Source organism: Stenotrophomonas sp. STEN014 (genome assembly GCF_056760315.1).
In genome coordinates, this window is sequence record NZ_JBRREN010000015.1 from 1 (window position 1) to 13697 (window position 13697).

At 68.1% G+C, this 13697-nt stretch carries 14 protein-coding genes; 9 read left to right on the forward strand and 5 right to left on the reverse strand.

Annotation, left to right across the window (positions count from 1 at the left end):
- Positions 1-122 precede the first annotated feature (122 nt).
- Positions 123-1922, reverse strand: a complete 1800-nt coding sequence (locus ACVOMC_RS15145) for an autotransporter outer membrane beta-barrel domain-containing protein (RefSeq protein ID WP_481524618.1) — start codon at positions 1920-1922, stop codon at positions 123-125.
- A gap of 168 nt (positions 1923-2090) precedes the next feature.
- On the opposite strand from ACVOMC_RS15145, the gene thiS reads away from it, so the two are divergent.
- From thiS to ACVOMC_RS15170, 5 genes are all read left to right on the forward strand, one after another.
- On the forward strand, positions 2091-2291 hold the full coding sequence (gene thiS / locus ACVOMC_RS15150; protein ID WP_054657339.1) for a sulfur carrier protein ThiS: 201 nt from the start codon (positions 2091-2093) through the stop codon (positions 2289-2291).
- Between the two features lie 68 nt (positions 2292-2359).
- Entirely contained in the window at positions 2360-3154 is a 795-nt protein-coding gene (locus ACVOMC_RS15155; protein ID WP_481524609.1) for a thiazole synthase, read from the forward strand.
- Positions 3154-3888, forward strand: coding sequence for a tRNA (guanosine(46)-N7)-methyltransferase TrmB (gene trmB / locus ACVOMC_RS15160; protein WP_481524610.1), 735 nt, complete (start codon positions 3154-3156; stop codon positions 3886-3888). Before ACVOMC_RS15155 ends, trmB begins: the two co-directional genes overlap by 1 nt.
- A gap of 30 nt (positions 3889-3918) precedes the next feature.
- Positions 3919-5766 (forward strand): SLC13 family permease, encoded by a 1848-nt coding sequence (locus ACVOMC_RS15165; RefSeq protein WP_054657320.1) that lies wholly within the window; start codon positions 3919-3921, stop codon positions 5764-5766.
- A gap of 78 nt (positions 5767-5844) precedes the next feature.
- Positions 5845-6639 (forward strand): DUF6491 family protein, encoded by a 795-nt coding sequence (locus ACVOMC_RS15170; RefSeq protein WP_481524611.1) that lies wholly within the window; start codon positions 5845-5847, stop codon positions 6637-6639.
- A 13-nt stretch (positions 6640-6652) separates the two neighbouring features.
- On the opposite strand, the gene ACVOMC_RS15175 is transcribed toward ACVOMC_RS15170, so the two are convergent.
- Positions 6653-6997, reverse strand: coding sequence for a Rieske (2Fe-2S) protein (locus tag ACVOMC_RS15175; RefSeq protein WP_481524619.1), 345 nt, complete (start codon positions 6995-6997; stop codon positions 6653-6655).
- 183 nt (positions 6998-7180) lie between these two features.
- Between ACVOMC_RS15175 and ACVOMC_RS15180 the strand changes: the two genes are divergently transcribed.
- The 4 genes from ACVOMC_RS15180 (at position 7181) to ACVOMC_RS15195 (ending at position 10214) form a co-directional block, all read left to right on the forward strand.
- Positions 7181-7462, forward strand: coding sequence for a hypothetical protein (locus ACVOMC_RS15180; protein ID WP_481524612.1), 282 nt, complete (start codon positions 7181-7183; stop codon positions 7460-7462).
- Between the two features lie 59 nt (positions 7463-7521).
- Positions 7522-8223, forward strand: coding sequence for a fumarylacetoacetate hydrolase family protein (locus ACVOMC_RS15185; protein WP_481524613.1), 702 nt, complete (start codon positions 7522-7524; stop codon positions 8221-8223).
- Between the two features lie 63 nt (positions 8224-8286).
- Positions 8287-8703, forward strand: a complete 417-nt coding sequence (gene mscL / locus ACVOMC_RS15190) for a large-conductance mechanosensitive channel protein MscL (RefSeq protein WP_481524614.1) — start codon at positions 8287-8289, stop codon at positions 8701-8703.
- Positions 8704-8798: 95 nt separating this feature from the next.
- Positions 8799-10214 carry a M20/M25/M40 family metallo-hydrolase gene (locus tag ACVOMC_RS15195; protein ID WP_481524615.1) on the forward strand — a complete coding sequence of 472 codons (1416 nt, stop codon included), beginning with the start codon at positions 8799-8801 and terminating at the stop codon, positions 10212-10214.
- A 459-nt stretch (positions 10215-10673) separates the two neighbouring features.
- Here ACVOMC_RS15195 and ACVOMC_RS15200 read toward each other — a convergent pair whose 3' ends face one another.
- From ACVOMC_RS15200 to ACVOMC_RS15210, 3 genes are all read right to left on the reverse strand, one after another.
- Entirely contained in the window at positions 10674-11513 is an 840-nt protein-coding gene (locus ACVOMC_RS15200) for a TrmH family RNA methyltransferase (protein ID WP_481524616.1), read from the reverse strand.
- Positions 11514-11525: 12 nt separating this feature from the next.
- Entirely contained in the window at positions 11526-13028 is a 1503-nt protein-coding gene (locus tag ACVOMC_RS15205) for an alanine/glycine:cation symporter family protein (RefSeq protein ID WP_481524617.1), read from the reverse strand.
- Between the two features lie 96 nt (positions 13029-13124).
- Positions 13125-13640: a GNAT family N-acetyltransferase gene (locus tag ACVOMC_RS15210; RefSeq protein WP_481524620.1), complete on the reverse strand. Its 516-nt coding sequence runs from the start codon at positions 13638-13640 to the stop codon at positions 13125-13127.
- Between the last annotated feature and the right edge of the window lie 57 nt (positions 13641-13697).

Consider the following 13697-nt stretch of genomic DNA (forward strand, 5'->3'; position numbering starts at 1 on the left):
CCAGGCGCGCGGCCCCCCCCCCCCCCCCCCCCCCCCCCCCCCCCCGCTGGTTGGGGCGTCCCCCCCCCGCGGGGGGGCCCCCCCCCCCCCCCCCCCCCCCTTCGGTTCACGACCCGGTTGGATCAGAAACTGCCGCTGAAGCTGGCAAACAGGGTCACATCACGCGCGGACTTCTGCGCGGTGGTGGTGCTCAGGCCGATGTTGCTGTTCAGGCCCCACAGGTTCATACGCGCGCCCATCACCGCGGTGGCGTAGTTGCGGTCGAACGCCAGCCCCGGCACCTTGTAGACGCCCACATCGGTCATGGTCTGCAGCCAGGCACCGGCCTGCGCGCCGTCTTCGAACTCGTGGTCCCAGGTGAGCTGTGCGTACGGCTGCACGGCACCGCCCTCAAACCGTGCCTGCCAGCCGAGACGGCCCACGGTCGAATCGGCATCCTGGTCCTCGTAGCCGAGCGCGGTGGCGCTGGCATTGCTCTCGGTGTAGCCGTCCAGCTTCACCTGCTGCCAGACCACGCCGGCCACCGGACCGTGGCGGAAGCCGCCTTCCTGGCCGAACTCGTAGCCGGCGTTGAGCGCGGCGGTCAGATTGCTGCCGTCCGGCGAGCCGGTGTGCTTGCGCGTCACCGGCCCAAGCTGCACGTTACGGGTCACGTCATAGCCCAGCCAGCTGTAGCTGACCTGGCCATTGACCCACGCCCGTTCGCCATACCAGCCGGCGAACAGGCCCAGCGAGGTGTCGGTCTGGGTAAAGTCGCCGTTGCTGTTGCCGAAATCGGCATCCATCCGGCCGTAGCCGGCAAAGCCACCGACGACCATGCCATCGCGCGCCCAGTCGATACCGAACAGGCCCGCCGGCGCCATGCCGTCGTACAGATCGGCATGCTCGTAACGCTGCATATCACCGCGCACGCCACCCCACCAGCTCATGCCGTTCACGGGACGGGCGCCGAGGTGGCCACTGACCTGGTCGGCGCGTGCACGGCCGACGGTCTGCGCCGAATGGCTCAGGACCTGCTGGAAGCGCGGCGCCTCCAGCAGCGAGATGGCGTACTGGCCCAGCATCGCATGGGTCGCCGTACTCGGATGCACACCATCGGCGAACACGTAGGTGTTGGCGGCGTTCGGCGCAACCGAGGTCGGCGGCGTGCAGGTCAGCGAGGAGGCACCGAGGCAGGCCGGCTGGGTCGCATTGACGAAGCCGTAGCTGCGGTAGTCGGCAACGATTTCCTGCAGCAGGTGGAACGTATCGACCGGGATCACCTGCAGGCCGGCCTGCTTGAGACCGCCGAACAGCGCATCGTTGTAGCTCTTGGCCAGCGCGGTGCCTTGCGCCATCGCCAGCGGCCCGCCGGCAACCGAGGCCGGGGTCAGGCCGATATCAGGCAGGTTCGGCACCATCACGTACTGGGCGCCCGCGCCTTTCAGGGAACCGACGATACCGATCTGGTCGGTCACCGCCGCACCGATGATCGCCGCGGCCTGGGCCGGTGCCTTCTGCACCGCGAACAGGTCGTTGGCCCCGCCCCATACGGTATACAGCGCATTGGCATCGGCCTTGCCCCCATTTGCGGCGAGGTAGGCGGCGGTCTGCGCCTTCATCGACGGCACCTTCGGCAGCAGCGGATTGAGCGGGTTGTCCACATCCACGCCGACCCGCGCGCCACCGGCGGCGTAGTTGTCACCGGTCTGGCCGTTGCCGTTGGCCGAGGCGTTGGTGCCGTAATGATCGGCCAGATGTTCCGCCCAGACCCAGCCCGGGTTGGTGGTGAAACGACCGACCAGGCTCGCATTGGGATCGGCCTTGACCAGGATCGGGCGGAAATAGCCGCTGTCGGTCAGGCTGTCGCCGAAGAACACCGTCTTGGAATAAGGCGACTGCGCCATTGCAGGCACGGCAGCCAGCGCGATGGCCAGCGCCATGGCCGAACGCAGCGGACGGAAGAAGTGGGACATGAGGAACTCCTGGTGTGAAAGAACGGGCGGCGTACGCCCCCGCACGGTGTTAGTTTTTCATTCAACCGTAAGAGGCACACGCTGCGCTGCCGCATGCGGCTGGGCATTTGTCCGCGCACTGGCGAAAATGGCCGCATGAACATCCAGCTCAACGGCGAACCCCGCCAGATCCATGCTCCCCTGACCGTCACCGGACTGCTCAGCGCCGAAGGCCTGGCCGAGCGTCGCGTCGCCGTGGAGATCAACGGCGAGATCATCCCGCGCAGCCAGCACCCCACCCGCCTGCTGCACGAAGCGGACCGGGTCGAGATCGTGCACGCGCTCGGTGGCGGCTGAGCGCGCATCGGCGCTGGATTGCCACCGGCCGCACGGCAAGCGCAGGCACGATGGGTGATAATTCGGCAATGAATGCACCTGTCCCCACCGATTCGCTGGTCATCGCCGGCAAGACCTATTCCTCCCGGCTGCTGACCGGCACCGGCAAGTTCAAGGATCTGGAAGAAACCCGCCTGGCCACCGAGGCCGCTGGCGCCCAGATCGTCACCGTAGCCATCCGTCGTACCAACATCGGCCAGACCCCGGGCGAGCCCAACCTGCTCGACGTGCTGCCGCCGGAGCGATTCACCATCCTTCCCAACACCGCCGGCTGCTACACCGCCGAGGACGCGGTGCGCACCTGCCGGCTGGCACGCGAGCTGCTCGACGGCCACAACCTGACCAAGCTCGAGGTGCTGGGCGACCAGAAGACCCTGTATCCGGACGTGATCCAGACGCTCAAGGCCGCCGAGCTGCTGGTCAAGGACGGCTTCGACGTGATGGTCTACACCTCCGATGACCCGATCCTGGCCAAGCGTCTGGAAGAGATCGGCTGCGCCGCGGTGATGCCGCTGGCCGCGCCGATCGGCTCCGGGCTGGGTATCCAGAACAAGTACAACCTGATCGAGATCATCGAAAACGCCAAGGTGCCGATCATTGTCGATGCCGGCGTCGGCACCGCCTCGGACGCGGCCATCGCGATGGAGCTGGGCTGCGACGGCGTGCTGATGAACACCGCCATCGCCGGTGCCCGCAATCCGGTGCTGATGGCCGGCGCGATGCGCAAGGCCGTGGAAGCCGGCCGCGAGGCGTTCCTGGCCGGACGCATCCCGCGCAAGCGCTACGCCAGCGCCTCCTCGCCACTGGAAGGGGTGATCGGCTGATGACCAATCCTTTTGAAAGCGCCGGCTCCAAGGCCCCGCCCAAGCCCTTCACCGTCGAGGAAGGCCATCGCGCCGTGCGCAGCTTCGTGCTGCGCCAGGGCCGTTTCACCCCCGCCCAGCAGCGCGCGTTCGACGATGCGTGGCCGCACTTCGGCATCGACTACAGTGGCCAACCGCGTGATCTGAACGCGCTGTTCGGTCGCGACGCGCCGAAGGTGATGGAGATCGGCACCGGCAATGGCGCCGCGCTGCGCTTTGCCGCCGGCTTTGACACCAGCCGCGACTACATCGGCCTGGAGGTGCACGCGCCGGGCGTCGGCCGCCTGCTCAACGACCTGGTGGCCGACAAGGCGACCAACGCCAAGGTCTACCACCACGACGCGGTGGAAGTGCTCAACCACGAGATCGCCGATGGCGCGCTGGATGAAGTGCGCATCTACTTCCCCGATCCGTGGCACAAGAAGCGCCACAACAAGCGCCGTCTGGTGCAGCCGGAGTTCGCCCAGCTGCTGGTACGCAAGCTGCGCAGTGGCGGCCGCCTGCACCTGGCCACCGACTGGGAGCCCTACGCCGAACACATGTGGAACGTGCTCGATGCCACCGCCGGGCTGGTCAACCGGGCCGGCCCGCGCGGCCATGTGCCGCGGCCGGACTGGCGCCCGCAGACCCACTTCGAGACCCGCGGGCAGAAGCTCGGCCACGGCGTCTGGGACCTGCTGTACGACAAGGTCTGACGCAGACACCGACAGGAACGCCCTCACCCCATGGATACCGCGCTCACGCTGACCACCGACATGAAGCTCGTCCTCGGGCTGGTCGGTTTCACGATGGCGATGTTCCTGTTCGAACGCATCCGCGCCGATGTGGTGGCGCTGGTGGTCATGGTGGTGCTGGGCGTCACCGGGCTGATCGCGCCGGAGGAGATCTTCGGCGGTTTCTCCGGCAACGCGGTGATGAGCATCATCGCCACCACCATCCTCGGCGCCGGACTGGACCGCACCGGCGCGCTGAACCGGCTGGCCGGCTGGCTGCTGCGGCGCTCGCACGGGCTGGAGCAGCGGCTGCTGCTGTTGACCAGCGCCACCGCCGGCCTGAATTCCTCGTTCATGCAGAACCCGTCGGTGATGGCGCTGTACCTGCCGGTCGCCTCGCGGCTGGCCTCGCGCACCGGACTGACGCTGCAACGGCTGCTGCTGCCGATCTCCGCGGCGATCGTGATGGGCGGCGCGCTGACCATGGTCGGCAACTCGCCGCTGATCCTGCTCAACGACCTGCTGATTTCGGCCAACAACAACCTGCCCTCCGGCAGCGCCACGATCGAGCCGCTGCGCATGTTCGCGCCGCTGCCCATTGGCATCGCGCTGCTGGTCGCCTCGCTGCTGTACTTCCGTTTTTACGGCGACCGCAAACTCGCCCAGGACGAGAACGACGCCAACGGCGGCCAGACCCCGGCCCGCACCGAGAGCTACTTTGCCAAGGCCTACGGCATCGAAGGCGACGTGTTCGAGCTGCTGGTCACCGCCGAAAGCCCGCTGGTGGGCATGACCGTGGGCGAAGCGGAGAACCTGTTCGACGCCCCGTTGCTGCTGGCCCTGAAAACCGGTGATGACACCCGCCTGGCACCGCCGGCGGACATGCGCCTCTGGGTTGGCAGCGTGATCGGGGCGATGGGCCCCAAGCAGCAGGTGGCCGACTTCGCCCAGAACCAGTTCCTGCGCATGTCCTCGCGGCTGCGCAACCTGGGCGACCTGTTCAATCCGGCCCGCGCCGGCATCTCCGAGGCGGTCATCCCCTCGACCTCCAAGCTGATCGGCAAGACCGCCGGCGAGCTGCGCCTGCGCAAGGAGCGCGGCATCAGCCTGCTGGCGATCAACCGCGACAAGCAGGTGATCCGCGAAGACGTGCGCAACGTGGCGCTGCGCAACGGCGACATGCTGGTATTCCACAGCATCTGGCAGGACCTGGCCGCCGCGGCGGAAAGCCGCGACTTCGTCGTGGTCACCGACTATCCCAAGGGTGAGCAGCGCCCGCACAAATTCAAGATCGCCATGGCGATCTTCGCCCTGACCATCATCATCGCGCTGACCTCCAAGCTGCCGGTGGCACTGACCCTGCTGACCGGCGTGGCCGGCATGCTGCTGACCGGCGTGCTGCGCATGGAGGAGGCCTACGCCTCGATCAACTGGAAAACCATCTTCATGATGGCCGGGCTGATCCCGCTGGGCTGGGCGATGGACAGCAGTGGCGCGGCGGCCTGGATCGCCGGCCACACCATCGACAAGCTGCCGCAGGGCATTCCCATCTGGGCGCTGGAGCTGGCGCTGGCCGTGCTCACCACCGCGTTCTCGCTGGTGATAAGCCATGTCGGCGCCACCATCGTGATGGTGCCCATCGCGGTGAATCTGGCGCTGGCGGTAGGCGGCAATCCCACCGCGTTCGCGCTGATCGTGGCGCTGTCGGCCTCCAACAACCTCATGACCGCCTCCAACCCGGTCATCTCGATGATCACCGGGCCGGCCAAGTACCTGCCACGCGAGCTGTGGCGCGTGGGCGCGCCGCTGTCGGCGATCTACACGCTGGTTGTGGTACTGATGATCAATCTGATGTTCTGAGTGCAGTGCGCGCCCCTGAGGCCTGCGCTGTTCCCCCGGCTCACGCTGAGCCGTGTTGTGCCGACCAGGAGTGTCCGCATGTCTTCAGTCCGTCCGCTGTCCCTGTTGCTCGCCCTGTCGCTGCTGCCACTGGCGGCATCGGCCCAGGACAACGACATCCGCCAGCCGCCCGCGCCGCACTGCATGGATGCACGCAAGGTGGACGATGTGCAGGTCATCGATACCGCCACACTGGCGCTGCGGCTCACCGATGGCGGCCGCTACCGGATGTCACTGCAGGAAGATTGCCCCGGCGTCGGCACCGAGCCGGTGAACCTGCTCGCCCGGGGCGGCTGGTTCTGCGGGAACCCGGATGAAGCCATCCGTACCGCCACCACCCGCTGCGCGGTCACCGCGGTCGAGCCGCAGGACAGCCGCCAGTACGCCGAACTGCTGCGCAGCCGCGCCGGCACACCGGTCAACCACCTGCCTTCGGTCGCCGTCACCGGGACCACGCACCGTGGCTTTGCCGGCAGCCCCGATTACTGTGTCGGTATCCGCGACCTGCGCTCCTGGCGCGAAGACCCGCAGGGCGTGGTGGTGGAAGTCTCACCGCGCCGCTCCGGCGGGCACCGTTACTACCGGCTGGAACTGGGCAGCTCCTGCGGTGACCTCAGCAATGCCGACACCCTGACCCTGCTCTCCGGCGTCGGCCTGGCCCAGGTCTGCGGCCACCCGGGCGATCGCCTGCGCCTGTCGCGTGCGCAGCCCACGCCGGTCGGCGACTTCATCGAACCGGATGCCATCCCGCGGCCGCAGATGCAGTCGAAGATCGCCTCGACCTTCTTCGGCTGTCCGATCGCGCGCGTCTACCCGCTGCCGGCCAGTTCCTGAGCCCGTCCGGGTCTCAGCCGGCCAGATAGACCTTGCCATCGGCGATACGCAGCGGCACCGCCCGCAGGGTGTCGCCGCGGCACGGCCCGGCCACGCATTCGCCGTTGACCGTCTCGAAACTGGCACCGTGCACCGCGCACACCAGATGCCCGTCCCGGCTCTTGAGGAACTGGCCCGGTGCCCAGTCCAGCGCACGGCCGGCATGCGGGCAGACGTTCAGCCAGGCCCGCACCTGCTGCCCGTCGCGGTACAGCACCAGCGGTTCGGCATAGCCATCGATCACCGCCGCCACCGCGTGGAAGCCCTGGTCGGGCAAGGCCTCGAGCACGGCCAGCGCGGTCGGGACGGGAGTGGACACAGTCATGGGAGGCACCGCTACAGACAGGGGCCCGAGATTGTCGCATGCGCCCTCACCGGCCTTGCCGGAAGCTGAGCCGGTTACCGTTTCCGGAGAGACGCCCGTTCCGGTTTAACGACAAATTCACGCTTGCGCGCCATCCGTCACAGATACTGAGGTCAGCGCCACTGTCATCCTCATTTCATGCATATCCGCTATATCCCGTTCGCCAAATTCCGCAACCTGTTCGCGCCGCGCAAACCACGCAACCCGCTGGTACGGGTGGCCATGGGCCTGCTCGGTCTGGCGATCCTGGCGGTACTGATCGTCGGCGGCCTGTTTGTCGGCGCGGCGATGATCCTGGTGGGCATCGGCTGGAAACTGCTGGCCTCACGCAAGGCGCGGCCCCTGCGCGAATCCGACCCCACGGTGGTCGATGCCGAGTACCGGGTGGTGCGCAAGGCCGCGCTGCCGCACGCGCGCTGAGCCGATCGCGCCCACCGATCTCCGCTAGACTTCCGCGTCGTTTCACCCGGACGCGAACCATGACCGATCTGATCCCCGCCCTGCCCCAGCCCCGCATCCCGGTGGCCGGCGGCGGTACGTTCCCCGTACATCGCATCTACTGCGTGGGCCGCAACTTTGCCGACCACGCGCGCGAGATGGGCGCCACCCCGCCCCCGGCCAGCGAACGCGGCCAGCCGATGTTCTTCATGAAGCCGGCCGACGCCATTGTTGTCGGCCAGGCACCGGTGCCGTATCCCCCGGCCACGGCCGATCTGCACCATGAGGTCGAACTGGTCGTCGCGCTCGGCCAGGACGCCCCGGCCGGCGTACTGCCCGTGGATCAGGCGATGGCCCTGGTGCTGGCCTACGGCGTGGGCCTGGACCTGACCCGCCGCGATCTGCAGGCCGCGGCCAAGGCCAAGGGCGGGCCCTGGGACATCGCCAAGGGCTTTGATCATTCCGCCCCGGTCAGCACGCTGGTGCCGGCCGCGCAGGTGGGCGAGCTGGCGTCGCTGGAGCTGTCGCTGGAGATCAACGGCCAACTGCGACAGAAATCCACGCTGGACCAGATGATCTGGAACGTGGCCGAGATCCTGCACGAGCTGTCCAAGCTCTATGCCCTGCGGGCCGGCGATCTGGTCTTCATGGGCACTCCGGCCGGCGTGGCCGCCCTGCAGCGCGGCGACAGCTTCAGCGCGCGGCTGGGGGATATCGCCCGCCGCGACGGCGTCGTCGTCTGATCACCGCCGCTGGAGTACGCTGCCAGCGGCGCCCACCTGGGAACGGAAAGAAAGGAGAAATACATGGGAATGATCAGTGAGTTCAAGGAATTCGCCATGCGCGGCAACGTCATCGACCTGGCGGTCGGTGTGGTGATCGGCGCGGCATTCGGCAAGATCGTCACCTCGCTGGTGGACAAGGTGATCATGCCGCCGATCGGCTGGTTGATCGGCCGCGTGGACTTTTCCAACCTGGCCTGGGAACTCTCGCCGGCCAAGCTCGGCGCCGACGGCAAGGAGATCCCGGCCGTGGTGATTGGCTATGGCGATTTCATCAACACGGTCATCCAGTTCGTGATCGTCGCCTTCGCCATTTTCATGCTGATCAAGGTGCTCAACCGCCTCTCGCGCAAGAAGGCCGAAGCGCCGGCCGCCCCCCCCGAACCGAGCGAGGAGGTGCTGTTGCTGCGCCAGATCCGCGACAGCCTCAACAAGGCATAGCCGCGCCGGCGGTCACCCGGCGGTGACCTCCAGCACAGGAGCACACAAGCCGCGGACGCTATGCTCGCGGCTTTCCTGTTTCCGGAGCCTCACCGATGCGTCGACTCGCTTTCGCCATTGCCGCCGTGCTTGCCTGTGCCCCGGCACTGGCCGCGCCGACCCGCATTCCGCAGCCGGCGCTGGACACCGCCGCGCAGCTGCGCGAACAGGCGCTGGCCGACCGCACCGGCTGGCAGGTGGTCGAGTCGCTGACCACCGAAATCGGCCCGCGCATGGCCGGCAGCGAAGCCGATGCACGCGCGGTGGAATGGGCCAAGGCCAAGTTCAAGGCGCTGGGTTTCGACAAGGTGTGGACCGAACCGGTCACCTTCCCGAAGTGGGAACGCCGCAGTGAATCGGCCGCCGTGCTCGGCCCGCACCCGCAGCCGCTGACCATCACCGCGCTGGGCGGCAGCCCGGCCGGCACGGTCGAGGCCGAGGTGGTGCGCTTCGAGGGGCTGGAAGCGTTGCAGGCCGCACCGGCCGGCTCGCTGGCCGGCAAGATCGCCTATATCGACTTCAGCATGACCCGCAAACGGGATGGCGCCGACTACGGCATCGGCGGCAGCGTGCGCAGCCGTGGCCCGTCCGAGGCAATCCGCAAGGGTGCGGTCGGTTTCATCATGCGCTCGGCCGGCACCGACTCGCACCGCATGCCGCACACCGGCATCACCCGCTTCGACGAGGGCCTGACCCCGGTGCCGGCAGCGGCGCTGTCCGGGCCGGATGCCGACCAGCTCAACCGGCTGGTCGCGCGCGGCCCGACCCGCATCCGCATCGCGCTGGACTGCGGCTGGGACGGCAGCTACACCTCGCAGAACGTGATCGGCGAGATCACCGGCCGCAGCCTGCCCAAGGAAGTGGTGGTGATTGGCGGCCACCTGGATTCCTGGGACCTGGGCACCGGCGCGATTGATGACGGCGCCGGCATCGGTATCACCATGGCCGCCGGCCACCTGATCGGCCAGCTCAAGCAGGCGCCCAAGCGCACCATCCGGGTGATCGCCTTCGCCAACGAGGAACAGGGCCTGCACGGCGGCAAGGCCTATGCCGAGGCCCGCGCCACCGCCGGCGAGATCGTGCAGCAGCACATCGCCGCCGAGAGCGACTTCGGCGCCGGCCGCATCTATGCCTTCAACACCGGCTCGGGCAATCCGGCCGAGTCGCGTGAAGCCACCCGTCAGATCGCCGAGGCGCTGGCGCCGCTGGGCATCGAATACCGCGCCGAGGAGGGCGGCCCGGGGCCGGACGTGGGTCCGCTGGCGGCCAAGGGCGGCGCCTGGGCGTGGCTGGCGCAGGACGGGACCGACTACTTCGACCTGCACCACACCCCGGACGACACCCTGGACAAGATCGACCCGGCCGCGCTGGCGCAGAACGTGGCCGCCTACACCGTGTTCGCCTATCTGGCCGCCGAGTCCGAAGGCAGCTTCGGCAGCGCGGCCAAGGCCGTGGTGCCGCCGAAAGAGTAAGCGGCCACCGCCGCTGGACACCGGGAGCGCCCTTGCGGGCGCTCTTTTTTTGCCCGCAGCAGCCCGCCCAGCGCAATCCTGCCCGCGCCCCTGCGGGTGCCCGCCCCGCCACTACGCACAATTTCAGAACAATCAAGCAAAAATCGCTCGGCATCGACCATATATCGCTCGCGTGCGACCGAAAAATGGTCGTGAGCGACCGAAAATCACTCGCGCATGGCCGAAAAATGGTCGTGACCGACCAGAAATCGCTCGTGCACGGCCGAAAAATGGTCGCGAGCGACCAAAAATCGCTCGTGTACGGCCGGAAAATGGTCGTGAGCGACCAGAAATCGCTCGCGCACGGCCGCAAAACGGTCGCGCACGAGCCGGGAACGGCCAGCGGGCGGCGCCAATTCCGGCCAGCGGACAAAACAAAGGCGCCCTGCGGCGCCTTTGTCATCCCGCCCCCGCGGTGGCTCAGGCAACGCCGTGGTTCCGGCGCCAGCTGGCCAAGAACACCGCCGTGGCCGAAGCCACGTTCAGGCTTTCCACCGCACCGGTGCCCGGGATCGACAGGCGCAGGTCGCAGCCCTGCGCGAATTCGCGGTCCATGCCCTGCCCTTCGGCGCCCATCACATAGACCATGCGCGCCGGCAGCGCCGTGTTGAACACATCGTCGCCGTCCTCGACCAGCGTCGCGGCCAGGCTGAAGCCGGCATCGCGCAGCTGCGCCATAGCCTGCGGCAGTGCCGGCAGGCGCACCAGCGAGACGAACTCGGCGCCGCCCTCGGCCACCCGCGCCGCGGCGCCGGACAGGGCCAGCGTCGATTCAGACGGCAGCAGGATCGCGTTGACCCCGAAATGCGCGGCCGAGCGCAGGATCGCGCCGAAGTTGTGCGGATTGCCCACGCCATCGAGCCACAGCGCCAGCACCGGGCCGTCCTGCAGCCCCCCCAGCCAGGTCGCCAGCGGCAGCGGCTCGGTACGCAGCACGTCGGCCACCACGCCTTCGTGGTGGGTGGTCGCCGCCAGCTTGTTCAGATCGCCCTCGCCCACCACGCGGTAGCCGACGCGGTTGGCCACGCACCACTTCAGCATCGGCTGCAGGCTCGGGATCATCGCCTCGGCCAGGTACAGCTTGCGCATGGCCTCCGGGCGACGCGCGAACATGGTCTGCACGGCATTGACGCCGTACAGGCGCAGCTCGTCGTTGCCGCGGATCGGCGGGCCGCCGGCGCCGCCCTCACGCGATGGCGCCGGCGGGATCGCCCGCGGCGGGCGGACGGAAGGACGGCGGTTGTTCCAGGGGTTGCTCACTGCATGTCTCTCTTATTTTTTGGCGCGCCAGAAATCGGCGTTCTTGATGCCCAGCGCATCCGGATCGAAGACCGGGTCCAGCCCCAGTTTCTTCTGCCGTTCGTAATCGCGCAGCGCCAGCATTGCCGGCTTCTGCAGGATGAAGATGGCGATGACGTTCAGCCAGGCCATCAGACCGACGCCGATATCACCCAGCGCCCACGCCATTTTGGCATTGTGGAAGGCACCGAACACGACCATGCCCATGATGCCCAGGCGCAGCACCAGCGTCGCGGCCGGGTGGGTGCGGTTGCTGCCGGCCAGGTAGGTGAGGTTGGTTTCGGCCATGTAGTAATAGGCCATGATCGTGGTGAAGGCGAAGAAGAACAGCGCGATCGCCACGAAGCCGGCGCCCCAGCCGGGCATGACCGATTCCACCGCGGCCTGGGTGAACAGCGCCCCTTCGGAAGGCTGCACGCCGGGCACGCCGCTGATGATGGCCTCCAGGTTGCTCACGCCGCCCTCGGTGACTTCGCGGAACACGTTGTACATGCCGGTGGACAGCACCAGGAACGCGGTGGAGGTGCACACCAGCATGGTGTCGAAGTAGATCGCAAAGGCCTGCACATAGCCCTGCTTGGCCGGGTGCGAGACCTCGGCGGCGGCGGCGGCGTGCGGGCCGGTGCCCTGGCCGGCCTCGTTGGCGTAGATGCCGCGCTTGACGCCCCAGGCGATGGCCTGGCCGATGATGCCGCCGAAGGCCGCATGCGCGCCGAAGGCGCTGGAGAAGATGTCGGCGAACATCGTCGGCACCTTGCTGGCATTGAGCATCATCACCACGATGGCCATCAGGATGAAGCCCAGCGCCATGAACGGCACGATCACCTCGGCGAAGCTGGCGATGCGCTTGACCCCGCCGAAGATGATCACGCCCAGCAGCGTGGCCACCAGCAGACCGATCCACAGCTTCAGGCTGGCCGCGCCGCCGACCACCGCGCAGGCGTCACCGCCGGTGCACAGCGCGTTGACCGCACTGTCGGCGATCGCGTTGGCCTGCACGCCCGGCAGCAGGAAGCCGGCGGCGATGACCGTGGCCACCGCGAAGGTTGCCGCATACCACTTCAGCCCCATCGCCTTTTCGATGTAGTAGGCCGGACCACCGCGGTAGCGGCCCTCGGCGTCCTTGACCTTGTAGATCTGCGCCAGGGTGGATTCCACATAGGAGGTGGAGGCGCCGAGGAAGCCCATCACCCACATCCAGAAGATCGCGCCGGGGCCGCCGTAGGCGATGGCGGTAGCCACGCCGGCGATGTTGCCCACGCCCATGCGCCCGGCCATCGACATGGCCAGCGCCTGGAAGGAGGACACACCGGCCTCGGACTTCTGCCCGCGCACCGTCAGCCGGCACATCTCGGCAAACCCGCGGATCTGCATGACGCGCGTGCGCAGCGTGAACCACAGTCCCGCGCCCAGACACATGAAAATGAGCGCATTGCTCCAGATGATGCCGTTGACGAATTCGACGATAGATTCCACGTAGTTCCCCGGAAAGCTGAAAGTGGCCGGCCCCGGTCTACGGGACCGGCCGATTTTTCCACGATTGCGCAGCCCTGTGCAGGGCCGCCCCCTGTATTACGGCAACATCCGTAGACGGGCGAAGCAGCGCATGTCATGCAGCTGCCCGTCCTTCAGCACTGACTGGCGCTCCACGCCTTCCTCGTCGAATCCGTTCTTCAACAACACCCGCGCCGAGGCCGGATTGCCGGCCATCACCTGCGCGGCCAACCGCAACAGCGCCAGCTCGGCCATCACCCACGGTGCGTAGGCGGCCACCACCGCGGTCATGATCCCCTGCCCCCAGTAGCGCCGGCCCAGCCAGTAGCCCAGCGCGGCCGAGTGGCGGCGCTCGCCCTGGCCCGGCGTCACCCCGATCCCGCCACAGGCCTGGCCGTCGATGACCAGCGCGAACACGGGTCCGTCCAGGTCCAGCACCTGCCCGCCCAGAAACGCCTGGCCATCGGCCCGCGTGTACGGATGCGGAAAGCGCGTGCTCAGCCCGCGCGCGACGGCCGCGTCGTTGGCATGGCGCCGCAGCGATTCCAGATCGCTTCTGGGCCCGCCCCCCCACCCCCCGCGCCCCGCGAGCAGCGGCGCACGCCTGGCCCCCCCCCGCGGGCGGTTGCTGCGCCTGCCTGGCCAGTTAAT